This window comes from Pseudomonas sp. B34(2017) (assembly GCF_002112915.1).
GTDB classification, from domain to species: Bacteria; Pseudomonadota; Gammaproteobacteria; order Pseudomonadales; family Pseudomonadaceae; genus Aquipseudomonas; species Aquipseudomonas pharyngis.
On the sequence record NZ_NEJA01000010.1, the window covers coordinates 188,286 to 206,763 of the forward strand.

Genomic DNA, 18,478 nt, shown 5'->3' on the forward strand with positions numbered 1-18,478 from the left:
ACGGGCCGGCCAAGCCCCGAAGACCACAATAAACATAAAAATCCGAGGTACTCCCGTGGCCGTTGATATCGAAGATAGCCGCTCTGCGCGCTTTGCCTTGCGCTGTTCAAGTTTCGCCGAACGCTGGTTTCCCGACTCCTGGGTATTCGCCGCGCTGGCGGTGATCATCGTCGCGCTGGCGACCCTGGCCATGGGAGCGAAACCCACCGACGCCGCGATGGCGTTCGGGGACGGATTCTGGAGCCTGATTCCGTTCACCATGCAGATGGCCTTTGTGGTGATCGGCGGTTACGTGGTGGCCAGTTCGCCGCCCGCCGTGAAGCTGATCGATCGCCTGGCGCGGATCCCGAAGAACGGCCGCTCCGCCGTGGCGTGGGTCGCGCTGATCTCGATGGTCGCGTCCTTGCTCAACTGGGGCCTGTCGCTGGTGTTCGGCGGTCTGCTGGTCCGCGCCCTCGCCCGCCGCACCGATCTGAAAATGGACTACCGCGCCGCCGGTGCCGCCGCCTACCTTGGCCTCGGCGCCGTGTGGGCCTTGGGGCTGTCGTCGTCCGCCGCGCAGTTGCAGGCCAACCCGGCCAGCCTGCCGCCGTCGATCCTGTCGATCACCGGGGTGATTCCGTTCACCCAGACAATTTTCCTCTGGCAGTCGGGAGTCATGCTGCTGGCGCTGATCGTGATTTCGATCATCATCGCCTACGCCACCGCACCCGGCCCGAACTCGGCGCGTGATGCCAAGGCCTGCGGCATCGACCCGGCCTTCAACCTGCCGCCGCTGCAACCTCGTACTCGCCCCGGCGAATGGCTGGAACACAGCCCGCTGCTGATCATCCTGTTGGTGCTGCTGGCGGCCGGATGGCTGTTCCACGAGTTCTCGACCAAACCGGCGATCACCGCGATTTCCGGGCTCAACACCTACAACTTCCTGTTCATCATGCTCGGCGCGTTGCTGCACTGGCGCCCGCGCAGTTTCCTCGATGCAGTGGCGCGCGCCGTGCCGACCACCACCGGGGTGCTGATCCAGTTCCCGCTGTATGGTTCGATCGCCGCGCTGATGACCACGGTCAAGGGCACTGACGCCCAGACTCTGGCCCATCACATCTCGACCTTCTTCGTCAGCATTGCCTCCCACGACACCTATGCACTGCTGATGGGCGTGTACTCGGCGATTCTCGGCTTTTTCATTCCGTCCGGCGGCGGCAAGTGGATCATCGAGGCGCCGTACGTGATGCAGGTGGCCAACGATCTGAACTATCACCTCGGCTGGGCGGTGCAGATCTACAACGCCGCCGAAGCCCTGCCGAATCTGATCAACCCGTTTTATATGCTGCCGCTGCTGGGCGTGCTGGGGCTGAAGGCGCGGGATCTGATCGGCTTCTCGTTCGTGCAATTGCTGGTGCACACGCCGCTGGTGCTGGTGCTGCTGTGGGCGCTGGGCACGACGCTTTCCTATCTACCGCCCGTGATGCCGTAAACGATGACGACAGGGTGCCGGCTCCGGCGCCCTGTCTTTCTCCTCCACAAAAACGCCCCGAACGATCCCTTCTGCGGTTGCCTGTCGCAAATAATGGCTCAGCGCCATCATCTTTCTTTACCGCGCCACTGCCTCGGTAATATTCTTGCGCGCCAATATCTGTTTCATTTTTTGTCAGAGCGCAAAGGGAGTTCGTTGCAATGATCGTCGGGATTGACCTGGGAACCACCAACAGCCTTGTTGCCGTATGGCGCGGCGACGCCACTGAATTGGTGCCCAACGCCCTGGGGCAGTTCCTGACACCCAGCGTGGTGGGGTTGGACGATCAGGGCCGGATTCTGGTCGGACAAGCCGCCCGTGAGCGTCTGCACACTCATCCGCGCCTGACGGCTTCGCTGTTCAAGCGACACATGGGCAGCGCCACGGAGGTTTACCTCGGGGATAAAAAATTCCGCCCGGAAGAGCTGTCGGCGCTGGTGCTCAAGAGCCTGAAAGAAGACGTCGAGCGCACCTACGGCCAGACCGTCACGGAAGCCGTGATCAGCGTTCCGGCCTACTTCAGCGACGCCCAGCGCAAGGCCACGCGCATCGCCGGTGAGCTGGCGGGCCTGAAAGTCGAAAAGCTGATCAACGAACCCACCGCCGCCGCACTCGCCTACGGCCTGCACCAGCGGGACAAGGAAACCTCGTTCCTGGTGTTCGACCTGGGCGGCGGTACGTTCGACGTGTCGATTCTCGAACTCTTCGAAGGCGTCATGGAAGTGCGCGCCAGCGCCGGTGACAACTTCCTCGGCGGCGAGGATTTCGACAACGTACTGCTTGAGCACTTTATCGATCAGCATCGCAACGTGTCGGACTTCCCCGAGCGCTCCAGCATCCTCCAGCCGCTGCGCCGCGAAGCCGAGCGTGTACGCCGCGCATTGGGCCAGGACGCCAGCGCCGAATTCAGATTGCAGGTCGGCGAAAAGCAATGGACCCAGACCATCACCCAGGCGCAAATGGCGACGCTGTACATGCCGCTGCTCGAACGCCTGCGCGCGCCGATCGAACGGGCCCTGCGCGACGCACGCATCCGCGTCAGCGACCTCGACGAAATCCTGCTGGTCGGCGGCACGACCCGCATGCCGCTGGTGCGCAAACTCGCCGCCGGGCTGTTCGGCCGTTTCCCGTCGATCAGCCTCGATCCGGATCAGGTAGTAGCCCAGGGCGCAGCGATTCAAGCGGCACTCAAGGCCCGTTCGGCCGCGCTGGAAGAAGTGGTGCTCACCGATGTCTGCTCCTACACCCTGGGGATCGAGACCTCCACCCAGGTCGGTCGCCAGTATGAGAGCGGTCATTACCTGCCGATCATCGAACGCAACAGCATCGTCCCGGTCAGCCGGGTGAAAACCGTGCAGACCCTTCACGACAATCAGGAACAGGTGGTCGTGAGAATCTTTCAGGGCGAAAGCCGCCTGGTCAAAGACAACGTGGCGCTCGGCCAACTGGACATCAAGGTGCCCAAGCGCAAGGCCGGCGAAGTCGAGCTGGATGTGCGTTTCACCTACGACAACAACGGTTTGCTGGAGGCCCAGGTCAGCATTCCCCTGACCGGTCAGCAGCATTCGCTGGTCATCGAAAACAACCCCGGCGTGCTGACGCCCGAGGAAATCCAGCAGCGTCTGCAAGCCCTGGCGCAATTGAAGATCCATCCGCGCGAGCAACAGGTGAACACCCTGCTCAGTGCGCGGCTGGAACGTCTGTATCAGGAAAGCCTGGGCGACCTGCGTGATCAGATCGGCCACTGGGCCAAGCAATTCCAGCACGCCCTGGACTCTCAGGACGAGCGGCAGATCCGTGAGACCCGCACCGAACTGAGCAAGCAGTTGAGCGCCCTCGACCGCAGCCCCTGGCAGTAAGGAAGCACGACATGGAATGCTGGTCCGTCCTGCAACTGCCCGAAGACGCCGGGCTGCGCGATATCAAGCGCAGCTATGCGCGTCTGCTGAAAGTCTTCCGGCCCGATGAGGATGCCGCAGGCTTCCAGCGCCTGCGCGAGGCCTATGAGCGTGCTCTGTCGATTGCCCAGTGGCGCCTTGAAAACGAGGAGACCGACGAGCACGGCGACGTCATGCTTGCTCCGGGTATCGCCGCGCTGGCGGCACAGGAGCAGTCCATGGCCCAGCCGCTGCAGAAGACAGGGACCGATGCGTGGGATTACCCTGCGGCGCTATTCGAACCGGTGACCCCGGCCGCGCCCGAAGCACCGCTCGAGTCGCCGATCTTGCGGGTACAGCCCCTGAATCCGGAGCCTCTTAACCTGGAACCCGAGCAGCCGACTGCCGACCCGGCCATTGAAGCCGCATCGCAATTGCTGAACGGCCTCTCGGAAGCCAACCTGGACGAGCGCTGGGAGCAAGCGCGCCAGCAGGATTGTGCGCAGGCGTTCCAGACATTGTTGCTGACGTTGTGCTTCGATCAGCCCGCCCTGCGCCTATCGATTGCCCGCTGGGCGGTGCAGCACCTCGGTTGGCTGGGCCCCTGGCAGGAAATCGTTATCGGCGACGGGCAGCGCAGCATTCTCGCCAACGAGTTGCTGACGGATTACCGGCAATCGCTGGAAACCCTCCTCGCCTCGCAAAACGAGCGCGAATTTCTCGCGCTGCTCAAGACTTACACGGCCCAACCCTGGCTCCAGGTGTTCGACCGTCGGGAACACTGGCAGCAGATCATTCTGCAACTGCTGCAGGACAGAGAGTGGAGCGTTCCGCTGTTCGACCGTATCTCCCAATTATTTGGCTGGGACGACACCAAGGGCATTCATCCGCAACCGGACTGGCTCTGGCAGGCGCTGATCGAGCGCTGCAACCAGGAAAGCCTCTACGACACTCTTTGCTCCCGGGCCGAAGATCAGCGCAACGGGTCGCCCGATGCGCTGGCCGCACGGATGCTGATCAGCCCGATGAAGCCGCGGCAACACAAAGACCTGACCGACCGCTTCATTCCGGCGGACTGGCAGGCCTGCCAGCAGCTGTCGGAGACCCTCAAGTGGCGCTTCCCCGACCTGCTTGCCCGCTTGCCCTATGCCGACGTTTTCTACTGGCGACGGTTTCTGCCGCGCTACATCGCCGCCGAAACCTGGTTGCGGTCTTGGGCCGCGATAGCGTTAGCACTGTGGCTGTTCTATCTGCCCGCCGAGCACAAAACCACGGCGATGAGCATCGTCATTCCCCTGGCCTTCGCCTGCGTTCCTGTGTGGTTTTTCCGGATCGGCCTGAGTTATTGGTTTCTGATCAGCGCCCATTTGATCGTTCAGGACCTGTGGTTGACCGAAAGAGTCATTCCACGCCGATGGAATCCTGACACCCGCTGGCTCGTGCTGCGCCATGGCGTGCCGCAAGCCGTCATGATCCTGCTGTTCTCGGTCATGCTCGGTGCCTTGGGAGCCTTCACCTACATCGGCGTAATCGTGATCGGGCTCTGGCACAAGCGGCGCATCGGCACGCTCGACCCGGAGTTCAGCGACAAGCACCCATGGCTGACCGCGCTGCACTGGGCGCATTTCAGCCCGTTGCAATTGCTGTTTCTGGTGGTCATGACCGGCGTGATTCTTGCGAGTCAGCTTGGTTATTCGCTGAAACATCTGTTCCCCGGCTAGGCTTGATGCGGGCCGGATTGCCCCTCCACCAAGGTTTTACCCTCGCTGAAAAGGATCTGAGCATGTTGAAACTTGCAGGCCTCACCCTCGCGGCGCTCACGCTGAGCGCTGCGGCCCACGCCGATGTCGACCTGAAACTGGGCAGCACCGAACGCGTCACCCGCCTCTTCGCCTACCCCAACAATTGCAGCGTGATCTGCTTTCGCAACTGGACGCTGGAGCAGACCGTCGCCCATTACCTGAGCCAGAGCGTGCAGCGTGACGGCTACACCAACGCCAAGGTGCTGGTGAAAAACGACAACGATCAGCTCTATGCCGAAATCAGCGGCGTACCACAGGGCTACGACAAACCGCTGACCGCGCTGCTGGACGCCGGCGATCTGGCCTACACCGGCGCCAGCAAGCTCAATGCCGACGGCAAATGGGCGTACAGCTGGTACCTGTTCCTGCCACTGGGCATGGCCCTGGAAAACCGCAAGAGTGTCGAGCTGCTGCACTTCCCGCCGGATTACTCACTGACCCAGGCCCAGGATTACCTGCGCTCGAACACCACCGACCGCTGGGCTGCGCTGCTGACCGACAATGGCATCCCCGCCGAGCAGACGCCGGCCTACCAGACCATCGTCGACATCGCCCCGATCGCCGCGCCCGCCAGCGCCGGCAAGGATCTGGAAGGCGTGTACGACTACTTCAAGGATTACCAGACCACCATGGTCAAGCAGGTCAGCCAGAACGCCAGCGGTGCCGCGCTGCCGATGGTTGCCTTCGGTGCGCCGGTGCGCAACTGGCTCAAGCAGCAATATGGTGCAACCGTGAATGTGCTGGGCCTGGCGAGCATCAGCCCGAGCGCGGGGGTGAATGTGCCGGTGCTGGGCTCCAACCACCCGAGCTACATCTGGTATGCCGCCGATCCCGAGAGCTACACCGGCGACGATGCCCAGGCCAAGGCCGATGCCGCGGGTCTGAAGGTGATGGGGCAGGACTTGAGCGCCGCCTGCTGGCAGGCCGGGATGGGCAGCAAACCGGGTACCGACCCGAAAACACTGCTCAACAGCTGCACGCAGACCTGGCAAGTGACGCAGAAGGTCAAGACCTGCGAACTGTTCTACACCTCGATCCGCAACCTGAGCCCAGAACAGGCCACGGCCAAGTGCGCCACTGCGCCGATCAAGACTCAGCTGCAACAACTCAATAGTCCGCTGCCGACCACCTCCGCACCGGCCCCCGCGCTCTAAACCGCCAACGTTTCCCGTGTCAGCCTTGGCTGACTCGGGAAAGCGTCTATCTCGCCTGTCAGATCTGACAGTAGACCGCCAGTATCATTTAGGAGATCTTGGATCCAATCACTGTGTTGCAGGACTGACAGGACGTCAGCCGAGGGATGTCGCGACACCGAGCCAACAGGGAGCGTTATGAACACTTACGCATTATCGGGTAAACCGGCACGCGATACAGAGGGCATTTATCCTTTTGCCGGACTCCCCGTTCGCCTGGGATTTCCGTCGAAGCAGGATTTCGAGATTGTTCACGATCCCGAGGGCTTGGCCATCGCTGTCGTAGCGTGCCGAGAATTTCTGCGTATCACTCGAATATGCCGGTTTTCGGGCCAACTGCTGCCCTATCGCTGCCGGCAGACAAGGCAACTGCTGGCCGGCATCCATCTGTACGACCCGCGTTTTTGTGGCGCATTCGAGCATTGCTGCGACCCGAACACCTTTCTCGACATGAGCGAGTTATGGGTGTGGGCCCTGCGCGATATTGTGGAGGGTGAAAGGCTGACCATCGACTACACCGCCACCGAAGACAAACTGCTGCGGCAGTTTGCCTGTGGTTGCGGGTCCTCGAACTGCCGTGGGTGGATCACCGGTTACGACGAAACACCCAATCGTGAAGGCCAGCGCTATTTGCTGAACTGGCGGCGTCGGCAAGGTTTACGCTGAACGACCGATCAAGGCGCGCCGACCGGACGCAAACGGTACTGCGGCGGCAATTGCTCGAAACCGCTGATCGTGGTGTTCAGACTTTTCCAGCGACCATCCTTGATGCCGTAGATGCAGCCGTGGATCGACAGGCTCTGCCCGCGATGCCAGGCGTTCTGGATGATGCTGGTGTGGGCGACGTTAGCCACTTGCTGGATCACGTTGAGTTCGCACAGACGGTCGACCTGTTCTTCTTCGGTCGGCAGCTTGGCCAGTTCTTCGCGTTTTTCGTAGTACAGGTCGCGGATCGAACGCAGCCAGCCATCGATCAGGCCGAACTGGCGATCCTGCATCGAAGCCCGCACGCCGCCGCAGCCGTAGTGCCCGGTCACCAGGATGTGTTTGACCTTGAGCACGTCCACCGCGTACTGGATCACCGACAGGCAGTTGAGGTCGGTGTGCAGCACCACGTTGGCGACGTTGCGGTGAACGAACAGATCGCCCGGCAGCATGCCGACGATTTCGTTGGCCGGCACCCGTGCGTCGGAGCAGCCGATCCACAGATATTCAGGCGTCTGCTGACGGGCCAGCTTGGCGAAGAAATCCGGGTCTTCCTTGGTGATCGCGTCAGCCCAACGCTCGTTGTTATCAATCAGGTCTTGTAAGTCATGCATGCTGTAAGGCCTCAAGAAAGATGCGCTGGTAGGACAGTCGACCGCCCGTCGGGGTCACGCAGGAATCGCGGGTGATTTGCTTTGAATTCTCGTGCGCCCGGTGAGTCCACCTCAGTAAGGCCCACAGTATGAGGATTTGCCATGACTGATTCACGACGTCCATATGATGCGGTGCAACCGGAGCCCATCGATGACAACGAAGACCGCATGGGTTCGGTGCACGAGCTGGACTTCGACGACGAAGAGCCCAGTGCGAAGATCGGCGATGAACTGCCCGAACGCGAGCGCGAGCAGCTTATGCCACGCGAGCGCGTGCGCGAAGCCGGTTTGACCGGGGCATCGACCACCGATCACGAGCCCACCGACGACGACCTCAGCCCGGAAACCCTGATCCATGAGGACGGTGCCCGGGATGCCCAGGAACTCGGAGAAGGCAATCAGGCCGATTGGGATCTGAGCGTGGTCGACGAGGATGACATCGGCGGCGGCAATGGGCTGGATGAAGCGGAACTGGCGCGCCGCGATCCGCTGGATCGCAAGCGCTGAGGACTCCTGCCGCGATCAGTCGACGAGCGTGCAAGCCATGACCACGGCATCTTCACGCCCGCCGACCGCCGGGTAGTAATCCCGGCGCCGGCCGATCTCGTTGAAGCCATAACGTTCGTACAGGCGAAACGCCGAGGTGTTGCTGTCGCGCACTTCCAGGAAACATTCGCGGGCATTGGCGGCGTAGGCGCGTGACATCAGGTATTCAAGCAGGGTCAGCCCCAGCCCGCGCCCCTGGTTTTCCGGCTTGACCGTGATATTGAGCAGATGCGCCTCGTCCAGAATGATCTGCACCACTCCGTGTCCCACCTGTTGCTCGCCTTCGAACATCAGCCAGATCTGGTACTTGCCCAGGCCGTCGAGAAAAATCCCGCGGGTCCACGGATGGCTGTACGCGGCGAATTCAATCTTCAACACAGCGTCCAGATCCGCCTCGGTCATCGGGCGAAACGATACAGCGTCACTCATTCGATTCTTTCCAGCGCGCCATCAGCCGACGCATGGCTTGCCACACGGCGGCCTTGCGCTGTGGCTCTTCCATCAACAATTCCAGCCCCGGCACGGCCCACGCCAGGCCAAGACCCTCGATTTGCAATTCACGGTTGAACGCCTCGGCATCCGCCTCACCGGCAAAGCGCACCGCCGGCAGGCCGATCAGCCACAGGCAGACGCACGGCGCCGCCTCCATCTGCACCGACAGGAAACCCTGGACGAAATCCCGGGCCGCTTCAGGTCCCTGATCCATCGTGCCGCGATTCAGCCATGGCCAGCGCACCGGCTCACCGACAATCTGCGGCGCGTCCGGCAGGCCGGCGGCACGCAGCATGTCCTTGAGCAACAGATAAGCAGGATCGCGCGACTGGAAGGCTTCGCCTGTGGGTAACTCCACCAGCAGCAGGCAACGGCCGGCGCGCAGCAATTGCAGGGCGAAACGCGGTGGCGGCACCGGCGCCGGCTTGGCCACCACGGGTGTGTCGTCGACTTCTTCGACCGGTTTGGCGCCCGTACGGGTGCTGGCCAGCGAAGGTCGCGGAACCTCGATCTTCGGCCGCTCGACCGGACGCGCAGCCGGCTGCTCCGGCGCTTCGGCCGGGGTTGCCGGAATCACCGGCGCGGCAATCCCGGGCTCGGGCTCGGGCATGTCCAGCAGCTCGGGCCGCGACGGCGCGGCAAAGGGCAATTCGGTGCGCGGCAGCCAATTGACCACCTGCATGGCGTTCAAATAGGCGCGGCGGCGGGACTCGATTAGCAAGGGTCGGCCACTTGTGGATAACTGAAGTGCGCTGATTCTACCGCCCTTCGCTCAAGATCGCGCGCTGTTGATCGATAGTCTTGACCGATACCTTGACGCAAAGAAAAGCGACAGCCCGTCCCGAGAGTGAATCGCATCCTTCGTGATGCAGTACAATCGCGGCTTTTAATCGCCAACCAGCCGGCCATTCCGATGATCGAACCCAAGCGCGTCTTGCGCGCCCTCGCTGAACACTGGGCACTTCTGGAGCCACTGTGCGAGCACTTCGACCAGGGCACCCTGAGCCTCAACGAACTGCGCACGCAACTGGCCGCCCAACAACTGGACAGCACGCCGCAGGACATCACCAGTCTGCTCGACGTGTGGATCCGCCTCGACATTCTGGTTCCCGTGGCGAAAAGCCCGAACCGTTTCGAGCTCAATGCACAGATCCACGACTTCCTCGCCTATCTGCGCCGGGAACACCGTCTGGGCCTGTGCCTGGAAATCGAAGCCTATCTGCGTCACCTCGAGCGTCTGGCCGGTTATATCCAGGACGCGTTCGATGTCCGTGACGGCAATGATCTGGCGCGTCAGTTGCGTCTGCTCGACATGCGCGTGCGCGACGTTCTGAAGAAACTCGACAACGACGAACAGGCGCTGGTGGCCGTGGCCGAACGGGCCAAGACCAGCGACCGGCAGATCCCGCTGCGTCAGCGTTATGCCGAAGTGCTGGCGACCTGGGACGAATATGTCGAGCCGATGATCGATCTGGTGAACGCCGACGGCGCCTTCGAGCAAGGCGTGCGCAAGGTCGAAACCGTGCTGCTGAAGATGCTCAGCGAACAGCAGCGCCTCGGCCATCTGGTCGATGACGACATGCTGCTGCGCACCCATGCGCGCATCCTCGAAATGCAGACCAGCGCCCAGTTGACCCTGCGTCACGCCCGCGAGCTGCTGCTGCCGCTGCGTGAAGAAGCCCGCCGACACAACGCCGTGACCCGTGGCGCTGCGCTGGCGCTGGCCGCGATCCGCCGCAAAGGCATCGACGCCGTGCCGCAAGCCGCGATGCCGCTGTTCACCCGGCCGCAAAGCACCTTCCTCGGCAGCGCCAGCCAGGTTGAAGCCTACGTCTACGCCCTGGCCCGTTTCGAGCCGAAACCGGCGCGTTTCCCCAAGGCGCACAAATCGCAGAAGATCGGCGATGCTCCGCGCGCACCACGCACCGTGCGCGAGATGGTCGACCGCTGCGAAGAATCCCTGCCGATGCCGGATCTGATGACCTGGCTGCTGGAGCAGGAACCGGACGGCGCAACCGACGAATTGCTGTACTGGTTCTCGCGCCTGTCGCGGGAAAAACGCTTCAAGCGCGAGCGTCTGGAACGCCGCGAATACCACACTCACGAGCACCAGGTCAGCCTGCGCTCCTTCGCCCTGCTCTCGGCCGGCGACACCGCCGCCGAGGATTCTGCGAGCATCCCCAATGCATCTTGATCTTTCCGAACTGTCGCAACTCGCGCCGATCTTCCGCGAGCTGTTCAAGGGTTACCACGTCAGCCGCCGCGATCCGGAGCTGTACGCACAACTGTCGAACTTCCAGGACCAGTACCGCACGCTGTTCAAGGCACTGGGTTTCGAACTGGTCTGTGATACCCGTGGTTTCTACTACTTCGTCCCGGACATGGCCGCAGCGGCGGTGAACAAGACTGCCCAGCGTCTGGCGCTGTTCACTTTCATCCTGGTCGAACATCTGGCCGATCAGGGCCGCGACCCGATCGCCGTGCTCGACGGTGGCAGCCTCGGCCGTGAAGAACTGCCATCGCTGCTGGAAAAGTACCGCGACCTGTTCATCCAGGCCGAAGTGCAGACCGTCGAAGAACTCGAAGAAAAAATCATGCGCCGCATGACCCAGCTCGGTTTCGCCAGCGAAGAAAACGGCGTGTACCGTTTCCTGCCGCCGATGCACCGTTTCCTCGACGTCTGCCTATCGGTCCAGCAGGACCGCGACCTGGCGGCCAGCGTGCACAGCGTTCTGCCGCTGCCGGCACCGGTGCTGATCGACGAAGAGGCCGAGGCGAAATTCCTCGCCACCGACGACCCGCTCGATCTCAGCGAATTTGAGGAAGAGAGCGAAGAAGACGCACTGGCCCGCGCCATTGCCGAAGAACAGGAGTCCGACGCATGAGCCAGGAACGCTACGGCATCCGCCGCTTTGCCCTTTTGAACACCGCCGGTTACAGCCTCGGCCTGTTCCCGCTGGAAGAACCGCTGTCGGTCTACGGCGCGAACAACCTCGGCAAATCCGCCTCGATCAACGCCTTGCAGTTCCCGATTTTGGCGCGCATGTCGGACATGAGTTTCGGCAAGTACAGCCTGGAGCAGTCCCGGCGTTTCTACTTTGCCTCCGACACCAGCTACATCCTCGTCGAAGTGAACCTGCCTCATGGCCCGCACGTGATCGGCGTGGTCGGTCGCGGCCCGGGCGGTGGTTTCGGTCACCAGTTCTTTGCCTACGCCGGTAAGCTCGATCTGGCGCACTACCAGAAAAACGACACTTGCCTGCGGCAGAAAGAGCTATTCAGCAACCTTGAGAAAGAAGGCCTGAAAGCCTACGAACTCAAGCCTGATGAGCTGCGTCGCTTGCTGGTTGGCGGTCACACGTCGATCCCGCTGGATCTGACGCTGATCCCGCTGCGCTCCACCAGCGAGCAGAGCCTGAAGACCTTCCGCGCGCTGTTCATCAACCTGCTGCACATGCGCGAAATCACCGCAGCCAAGCTCAAGCAATTGTTCCTCGATGCCTTCGAACACAGCCTGCGTTCCGGCAGCGTCGACTACATTGCGGCGTGCGAAGAAGCCTTCCGCGATGTACGTCGCATGGAACAGGACTACAACTCGCTGGTGGCTGCCGGCCCGCTGGTCGAAGCCTTGGCCAACGGCGTGAAACAGCGCGATGTACTGCGCGGCAAACTGCATCGCCTGTCGCCGCTGCTCGACTCGTTGCTCGGCACCTGGTCGGACTATGCCACGGCGCGCAAGGAAGAGCTGACCATCCAGGCCGAGCATTACCGTCGTGAGCAGGACGATCTGCAAAACGACCAGCGCGGTGGCACTCAGGAACTGATGCGTCTGGAGCGGGAAATCTCCGGCATCCAGCGCTGGCTCGGCGAGTTGTCAGTGCTGAAGAACCGCTTTGCCTTGGTCGATGACGTCAAAGTGCTGGAGCAACAACTGCTGGCGGCCAAGGACGCTCACGACGAACTGGCCGGTGCGCTGGCGCAGTCTCGTCAGTTCAGTGCCGAGGATCTCGAAGAACGTCTTCGCGATCTGGAAAAACGCCTGAAGTCGGTGAAGCAGCAACTCGATCACGCCGACAACAACAGCTACGCCCGCCTGCGCGAAGAATTCTCGCAACAGGACGTCGAGCGCCTGATGCGTCTGTTCAACAGCGCACTGTTCAGCCTGCCGCTGGGCGAACATGGCATCACTCTCGACGAGGACGGCGAGTGGGTGAAATCCGTCGAACTGATCCTCGACGGCTTCAAGGGCGAGCGTTTCGAAGTGCCGGGCCTGTCGATCGACATCTCGCACATCGAGCCGCCGGCTCTGCAAGCGCTGGCCGACCGTGCCGCGTTGCGCGATCAGAAAGAGCGTCTGGAAAAAGAGCTCAAGCAACTCAAGACCCAGCAAGCCGTGGCCGCGGACCGCGCCGCGAGCAAGACCCAGACAGAAGCGCTGTACCAGCAAGTGCTGGATGCGCAGAAAGCGCTGGAAGACTTCCGCCGCACCCAGACCCTGAGCGCCGAAGAAGGCGACAAGCTGGAGCAACTGGCGCAGATGGAAGCCGCGCAGGACGAACTCAAGCGTTCCAGCGATGCGTTCACCGAGCGCGTCCAGCAGCTGTCGGCCAAGCTGCAACTGGTCGGCCGGCAGATCGCCGATATGGAAGCCAAGCAACGCACCCTCGACGATGCCCTGCGTCGCCGTCAGCTGTTGCCGGCGGATCTGCCGTTCGGTACGCCGTTCATGGATCCGGTCGACGATTCGATGGACAACCTGCTGCCGCTGCTCAACGACTATCAGGACAGCTGGCAAGGCCTGCTGCGCGCCGATGGCCAGATCGAAGCGCTGTACGCGCAAGTGCGCCTCAAAGGCGTAGCCAAGTTCGACAGTGAAGACGACATGGAGCGCCGTCTGTCGTTGCTGATCAACGCTTACGCGCACCGTACCGACGAAGCCCTGACCCTGGGCAAGGCCCGTCGTGCAGCCGTGACCGATATCGCACGGACCCTGCGCAACATCCGCAGCGACTACGACAGCCTCGAGCACCAACTGGCGCTGTTCAACCGCGAGATCAACAAGCGTCAGGTGTCCAACCTGCAGAGCTTCCGTATCGTGCTGGCGCCGAACAAGGAAGCGCTCAAGCACATCGACCAGATCATCCACAGCGCCGGTCAGTACGAGGAAGGCGAAACCCTGTCGGTGTTCGACCTGAGCCAAAGTGCGGAACAGGACAACAAGAACGAAGAGGCCAAGGAATACCTGGCGCGGCTGGTGGCGGCGAACCACAACCAGCTCGGTCTCAAGGACTTGTTCGAACTGGCGTTCGAGATCACCAAGGTCAACGGCCAGCCGGTTATCCACACCGACATCGATGGCGCAGCGTCCAACGGCACCACGATGACCATCAAGGCGCTGACCAACATGTACCTGTTGCTGCACTTGATGGACCGCGACCTGGCCGGTCGCGTGCGCCTGCCGTACTACCTCGACGAGGCGGCGGACATCGACGAGAAGAACCAGGCTGCGCTGCTGGAAACCAGCCTGCAACTGGGCTTCGTGCCGATTCTGGCGAGCGTGAAGCCGCAGGTCTGCGCCAGTGTCGCCATCGACCTGGAAGGCGGCAGCGGCCCGGCCGGTATCTACATCGACGAGGCGGACTGGAAGTACATCCGTCGCCACGATGTGGTGAAGGCCACCATCAATGTCCAGGCCGACGAGCCGGAGCTGGATGCGGTTTGATGCGTAACTGACGGGCACAAAAAAGGGCCGCGATCCATTGGATCGCGGCCCTTTTTCATGGGCTCTGGATTATTTGCCGAGAGGGATTTTCGGCGCCCAGTTCAGCCACTCGTCTTCGAACTTGTCGAAGAGCGGGAAGGTCTGTTCGGCGCGGGCCTGATTGCCCATCTTCTCGCCGTCCGGTGTGGCGAAGGCGATACCGCCCTGAATAACGGTCTCGAGCGACTCAGTGCGCACCGTTACACCCTTGAACAGGCCAATGTCGAAACCGACGCCGCTAGTGTTCCAGAAGCGACTTCCGCTGCGCACCAGTGGCGCGTATTTCGGTTCGATCAGGATGTGCACCAGTACTCGATCCGCTGTCTGGCCCAGTTCGTAACCGGTGACTTTGCCCACGGTGATTTCGCGGTAGGTGACCGGCACACCCGGCTTCAGCGAACCGCGACGGGCAGCGCTCAATACCAGACTCAAGCCAGCCTCTTGCTTGGTGACTTCCGGCGGATTGGCCAGGGCCACGAAGTTCTTCTGCGGGCCGAGGTTCTTCGCCGCAGGTTGCACTTCGATGTACTGGCCGGTGACCAGGGTCTCCAGGTTCGAGGTCTTGATCAGACCCAACTCCGGTTTGACCACCCAGAACTGACTGCCGACTCGAGCAATCTTCTCCGGCACTTCAGTGATGCGCGCGGTGAGGATTACCGATTGCAGATCATCGGTCAGGTCGACACTTTCGATCTTGCCCACGTCCAGGCCTTTGAAGCGAACCGGGGTGCCACTGCGCAAACCGTCCGCGCGATCGACCTTGATGGTGACGACGGCGCCTTTCTGATTCGCTTCATCATGGTTGGCGAACAAACGGAAGCGCGGGATGCGCTTTTGTAGCGGGGCCTTGGCTTGCGGCGTCTCGAAAGCGATGCCGCCGGCCATCAGGGTCTGCAACGATTCACTCTTGACCTGAATCCCACCGGTCAAACCGCCGGTCAGCGTGACGCCGCTGACGTTCCAGAACCGGGTCGAAGCGTTGACCAGGTTTTCGTATTCCTTCTCGATGTGGACGCCGATCACCAGTTGTTTGCGGGTCTTGGAGAACTGATAGCTCTGCACCGAACCGACCTTGACCTGCTTGTAGAGGATCGGACTGCCGACATCGATCGAGCCGAGGGTGTCGGTGAACAGCACCAAATGCAGACCGGGTGCGCGCAGATCCAGCGGCGGCGCTTTTGGCCGGGCTTCGAATTCACGTTGTGGCGCACCACCCTTGTCGCCCGGGCGTACGGCGATGTAGTTACCTTTTACCAACGCTTCCAGACCGGTGATGCCAGCCAGGGAGATCGATGGTTTGACCACCCAGAACTGCGTGCCGGTCACCAGATAGTCTTCGGCCAGCGGGTCGAGGGTCAGTTCGGCGGTCGCGCTGGACAGATCCGGATCGATCTTCAGCGCTTTCAGGTTACCGACCTGAATGCCCTTGTACATCACCGGAGTGCGCCCGGCTTGCAGGCCTTCGAAATCGCTGAGTTTGACCTTCACGCGGATGCCGGCGGCGGCCGCATCGAAGTCTTCGTAGAGACGGAACGGCAGGCTTGGATCGGTGGGCGGGCTGTCCTTGCGGTTCTCCGGGGTGGCAAAGGCAATACCGCCGGCGACGATGCTGGCCAGGGATTCGCTGCGCACTTTCACGCCGGACAGGTTGGCGTCGATGCTGATGCCGCTGGCGTTCCAGAACCGTGTGTGTTTGCGCACCAGTTTGGCGTAGGTCGGTTCGATGAACACCTTCAGTTCGACCGTGCTCTGGTCTTCCGACAGCACGTAACTCTTGATCTGACCGACTTTGATCTGCTTGTAGAACACCGGGCTGCCACGGTTCAGCGAACCGAGGCGATCAGCCTTGATCGTCAGGTGCAAACCGGGTTTGGAGTCCGACAGCGGCGGTTCTTCGGCCAGGGCCTTGAACTTGCGGGTCGGTTCGCCTTCACCAGGGCTGATAGCGACGTAGTTACCCGATACCAGAGTTTCCAGCCCCGTGATCCCGGCCAGCGTCACGCTCGGCTTGACCAGCCAGAAACGGGTACTGGTCTTCAGGTACTGATCGACATCCTTGTTCATCTCGATAGTTGCGATGACACCTTTGGAGTTGCCTTCATCATCGAGCTTGAGGGCTTTCACCTTGCCGACCGGCATGCCTTTGTAGACCACTTCGGTCTTGTTGGCCTGAATGCCTTCACCGCTTTCAAAACGCACCTGAATCTCGATACCGGTTTCATTGTAGGCACGCCAGCCGAGCCAGCCGCCGATAATCAGAGCGATCAGGGGCAGCACCCAGATGGCAGACCAGTTCGAAGCCGGTCGGGTTTTAGCTACAGGCAAATCAGTCATGGTCGGCGTCCGACTCCGTGTTATCCCAAATCAGTCGGGGATCGAAAGTGACAGCGGCGAGCATCGTCAGAATCACCACACTGGCGAAGGCGATGGCGCCAAGATTGGCTTCGACACTGGCAAGCCGGCCGAAGTTGACGACCGCCACCAGAATGGCGATCACGAAAATATCGAGCATCGACCAGCGGCCAATAAACTCGATGAAGCGATACATCCAGATCCGCTGACGTGCGGACAAGGGCTGGCGGCGCTGTACGGAAAACAGAAGCAGCGCGATGCCCACCAGCTTGAAGGTCGGCACCAGGATACTGGCGATGAACACCACGGCGGCGATGGGAATCATGCCGTGCTGCACCAATTGGATGACACCGGACATGATCGTGCTCGGATCCCCCTGACCAAGCGAGCTGACGGTCATGATCGGCAGCACGTTGGCCGGGATGTAGATAATCGCGGCCGTGATCAACAGCGCCCACGTTCGCGCAAGACTGTTGGGCCGCCGGGCGTGAACCAGCGCACCGCATCGGGTGCAGGTCTGCACATCGCTGTCGGTATCCTGCCTGTTCAGTTCGTGGCATTCGGTACAGATCAGAATGCCTGCATCAATCGCCCGCATGGGCATCTTCTCCTGATAACGCCTGCCAGATCTGGTGCGGCGACATCACCACTTCAAGCCAGACCTGAACCAGTAACAAACCGATGAAACATGCCAGACCGAGGCCGACGGTGATGGCCGCCATGTCCGCCAGTTTGACGATCGCGACAAGGACGCCCATGAGGTAGACCTCAAGCATGCCCCAGTCTTTGAGGTGGTGATAAATGCGGTAGAGCAACAGACCATAGCTGCGGCCGACATTGAAGCGAATTGTGAGTAAAACGAACAACTGGCAGAGCAGCTTGAGCAGCGGTATAGCCATGCTGCATAGAAACACGACGATCGAAACGCCCTGCATATCAGTGTTGAACAGACCGAGCACGCCGCTCCATACCGTATCCTGCGAGGATTGCCCGAGGATATTGAGCTGCATGATGGGTAAAAAGTTTGCCGGGATATACAACAGCAATGCCGCAATCACCAGGGCAAGGCTACGCTGCACCACATTATGGCGATGGGCATACAGTTCGTAACCGCAACGTGGACAGAGGGCTTTTTCGCCATGAGCAAGGGTTGGCTTGCGCATCAGCAGGTCGCACTCGTGACAGGCCACCAAGTCTTCCAGCGGTAATTCTGACAGCCCTTGGGCGCCAACCGGATCTGACATAAAGGCTCTGGCTCCGAAAAAGGTGGGGCTATTCTAGTGTTCTGATTCGAAAATAACTGTGCAAATTTGTTCGCTGTCGCGAGTAAAACTTTTCAACGGACAAAACAAAACCCCAACTGCTTTCGCAATTGGGGTTTCGGAATTTAATCTTGACGATGACCTACTCTCACATGGGGAAACCCCACACTACCATCGGCGATGCATCGTTTCACTTCTGAGTTCGGGATGGGATCAGGTGGTTCCAACGCTCTATGGTCGTCAAGAAATTCAGGTACTGACTCGTGACCAGATGGCCTCGCTTCAGCAAATTGGGTATGTGACAGCTGTCGGTGTTTTGTGA

Annotated in this window: 15 protein-coding genes and 1 rRNA gene; 9 read left to right on the plus strand and 7 right to left on the minus strand. The window is 61.2% G+C overall.

What is annotated here, in order from left to right:
* Positions 1-55: 55 nt before the first annotated feature.
* The 5 genes from CAF80_RS27750 to CAF80_RS27770 all read left to right on the plus strand — a co-directional run bounded on the left by CAF80_RS27750 (position 56) and on the right by CAF80_RS27770 (position 7,051).
* Positions 56-1,474 (plus strand): short-chain fatty acid transporter, encoded by a 1,419-nt coding sequence (locus CAF80_RS27750; RefSeq protein WP_039766372.1) that lies wholly within the window; start codon positions 56-58, stop codon positions 1,472-1,474.
* 200 nt (positions 1,475-1,674) lie between these two features.
* Positions 1,675-3,372 carry a molecular chaperone HscC gene (locus CAF80_RS27755; protein ID WP_085668209.1) on the plus strand — a complete coding sequence of 566 codons (1,698 nt, stop codon included), beginning with the start codon at positions 1,675-1,677 and terminating at the stop codon, positions 3,370-3,372.
* An 11-nt stretch (positions 3,373-3,383) separates the two neighbouring features.
* Positions 3,384-5,111: a J domain-containing protein gene (locus tag CAF80_RS27760; protein ID WP_085668211.1), complete on the plus strand. Its 1,728-nt coding sequence runs from the start codon at positions 3,384-3,386 to the stop codon at positions 5,109-5,111.
* Between the two features lie 62 nt (positions 5,112-5,173).
* On the plus strand, positions 5,174-6,346 hold the full coding sequence (locus CAF80_RS27765) for a hypothetical protein (protein ID WP_085668212.1): 1,173 nt from the start codon (positions 5,174-5,176) through the stop codon (positions 6,344-6,346).
* Positions 6,347-6,523: 177 nt separating this feature from the next.
* Positions 6,524-7,051, plus strand: coding sequence for a lysine methyltransferase (locus CAF80_RS27770; protein ID WP_039766379.1), 528 nt, complete (start codon positions 6,524-6,526; stop codon positions 7,049-7,051).
* Positions 7,052-7,059: 8 nt separating this feature from the next.
* Here CAF80_RS27770 and can read toward each other — a convergent pair whose 3' ends face one another.
* Positions 7,060-7,704: a carbonate dehydratase gene (gene can / locus CAF80_RS27775; RefSeq protein ID WP_007951756.1), complete on the minus strand. Its 645-nt coding sequence runs from the start codon at positions 7,702-7,704 to the stop codon at positions 7,060-7,062.
* Between the two features lie 141 nt (positions 7,705-7,845).
* Here can and CAF80_RS27780 point away from each other — a divergent pair, with 141 nt between their 5' ends.
* Entirely contained in the window at positions 7,846-8,250 is a 405-nt protein-coding gene (locus CAF80_RS27780) for a serine kinase/phosphatase (RefSeq protein ID WP_085668214.1), read from the plus strand.
* 15 nt (positions 8,251-8,265) lie between these two features.
* Here CAF80_RS27780 and rimI read toward each other — a convergent pair whose 3' ends face one another.
* Both rimI and CAF80_RS27790 read right to left on the minus strand, forming a co-directional pair.
* Positions 8,266-8,718 (minus strand): ribosomal protein S18-alanine N-acetyltransferase, encoded by a 453-nt coding sequence (gene rimI, locus CAF80_RS27785; RefSeq protein WP_039766383.1) that lies wholly within the window; start codon positions 8,716-8,718, stop codon positions 8,266-8,268.
* Positions 8,711-9,463: an energy transducer TonB gene (locus CAF80_RS27790; protein ID WP_085668215.1), complete on the minus strand. Its 753-nt coding sequence runs from the start codon at positions 9,461-9,463 to the stop codon at positions 8,711-8,713. The genes rimI and CAF80_RS27790 overlap by 8 nt, the downstream gene beginning before the upstream one ends.
* Positions 9,464-9,694: 231 nt before the next feature.
* Between CAF80_RS27790 and mksB the strand changes: the two genes are divergently transcribed.
* Genes mksB through mksF form a run of 3 tightly spaced genes read left to right on the plus strand, consistent with a single transcriptional unit; the run spans position 9,695 to position 14,503 of the window.
* Positions 9,695-10,975 carry an Mks condensin complex protein MksB gene (gene mksB / locus CAF80_RS27795; RefSeq protein ID WP_163976477.1) on the plus strand — a complete coding sequence of 427 codons (1,281 nt, stop codon included), beginning with the start codon at positions 9,695-9,697 and terminating at the stop codon, positions 10,973-10,975.
* Positions 10,965-11,666 carry an Mks condensin complex protein MksE gene (gene mksE, locus CAF80_RS27800; protein WP_011335946.1) on the plus strand — a complete coding sequence of 234 codons (702 nt, stop codon included), beginning with the start codon at positions 10,965-10,967 and terminating at the stop codon, positions 11,664-11,666. Before mksB ends, mksE begins: the two co-directional genes overlap by 11 nt.
* Complete coding sequence (gene mksF / locus CAF80_RS27805) at positions 11,663-14,503, plus strand: Mks condensin complex protein MksF (RefSeq protein ID WP_039766389.1); 2,841 nt, start codon at positions 11,663-11,665, stop codon at positions 14,501-14,503. The genes mksE and mksF overlap by 4 nt, the downstream gene beginning before the upstream one ends.
* Before the next feature lie 69 nt (positions 14,504-14,572).
* Here the strand turns inward: mksF and CAF80_RS27810 are convergent, their stop codons facing one another.
* From CAF80_RS27810 to rrf, 4 genes are all read right to left on the minus strand, one after another.
* Positions 14,573-16,876, minus strand: a complete 2,304-nt coding sequence (locus CAF80_RS27810; protein ID WP_085668216.1) for a PqiB family protein — start codon at positions 16,874-16,876, stop codon at positions 14,573-14,575.
* Positions 16,869-17,492: a paraquat-inducible protein A gene (locus tag CAF80_RS27815; RefSeq protein ID WP_007951771.1), complete on the minus strand. Its 624-nt coding sequence runs from the start codon at positions 17,490-17,492 to the stop codon at positions 16,869-16,871. Before CAF80_RS27815 ends, CAF80_RS27810 begins: the two co-directional genes overlap by 8 nt.
* Positions 17,479-18,138, minus strand: coding sequence for a paraquat-inducible protein A (locus CAF80_RS27820; protein WP_039766393.1), 660 nt, complete (start codon positions 18,136-18,138; stop codon positions 17,479-17,481). The genes CAF80_RS27815 and CAF80_RS27820 overlap by 14 nt, the downstream gene beginning before the upstream one ends.
* A gap of 147 nt (positions 18,139-18,285) precedes the next feature.
* Positions 18,286-18,401 (minus strand): 5S ribosomal RNA (gene rrf, locus CAF80_RS27825).
* Positions 18,402-18,478: the final 77 nt, after the last annotated feature.

What these genes read in the sequence shown, in the direction of transcription:
- CAF80_RS27820 (WP_039766393.1), bottom strand. Translation starts at nt 18,138, where the DNA reads ATGTCAGATCCGGTTGGCGCCCAAGGGCTGTCAGAATTACCGCTGGAA.
- CAF80_RS27765 (WP_085668212.1), top strand. Translation starts at nt 5,174, where the DNA reads ATGTTGAAACTTGCAGGCCTCACCCTCGCGGCGCTCACGCTGAGCGCT.
- mksE (WP_011335946.1), top strand. Translation starts at nt 10,965, where the DNA reads ATGCATCTTGATCTTTCCGAACTGTCGCAACTCGCGCCGATCTTCCGC.
- CAF80_RS27810 (WP_085668216.1), bottom strand. Translation starts at nt 16,876, where the DNA reads ATGACTGATTTGCCTGTAGCTAAAACCCGACCGGCTTCGAACTGGTCT.
- CAF80_RS27780 (WP_085668214.1), top strand. Translation starts at nt 7,846, where the DNA reads ATGACTGATTCACGACGTCCATATGATGCGGTGCAACCGGAGCCCATC.
- CAF80_RS27755 (WP_085668209.1), top strand. Translation starts at nt 1,675, where the DNA reads ATGATCGTCGGGATTGACCTGGGAACCACCAACAGCCTTGTTGCCGTA.
- CAF80_RS27790 (WP_085668215.1), bottom strand. Translation starts at nt 9,463, where the DNA reads ATGCAGGTGGTCAATTGGCTGCCGCGCACCGAATTGCCCTTTGCCGCG.
- CAF80_RS27815 (WP_007951771.1), bottom strand. Translation starts at nt 17,492, where the DNA reads ATGCGGGCGATTGATGCAGGCATTCTGATCTGTACCGAATGCCACGAA.
- mksB (WP_163976477.1), top strand. Translation starts at nt 9,695, where the DNA reads ATGATCGAACCCAAGCGCGTCTTGCGCGCCCTCGCTGAACACTGGGCA.
- can (WP_007951756.1), bottom strand. Translation starts at nt 7,704, where the DNA reads ATGCATGACTTACAAGACCTGATTGATAACAACGAGCGTTGGGCTGAC.
- CAF80_RS27760 (WP_085668211.1), top strand. Translation starts at nt 3,384, where the DNA reads ATGGAATGCTGGTCCGTCCTGCAACTGCCCGAAGACGCCGGGCTGCGC.
- CAF80_RS27770 (WP_039766379.1), top strand. Translation starts at nt 6,524, where the DNA reads ATGAACACTTACGCATTATCGGGTAAACCGGCACGCGATACAGAGGGC.
- mksF (WP_039766389.1), top strand. Translation starts at nt 11,663, where the DNA reads ATGAGCCAGGAACGCTACGGCATCCGCCGCTTTGCCCTTTTGAACACC.
- rimI (WP_039766383.1), bottom strand. Translation starts at nt 8,718, where the DNA reads ATGAGTGACGCTGTATCGTTTCGCCCGATGACCGAGGCGGATCTGGAC.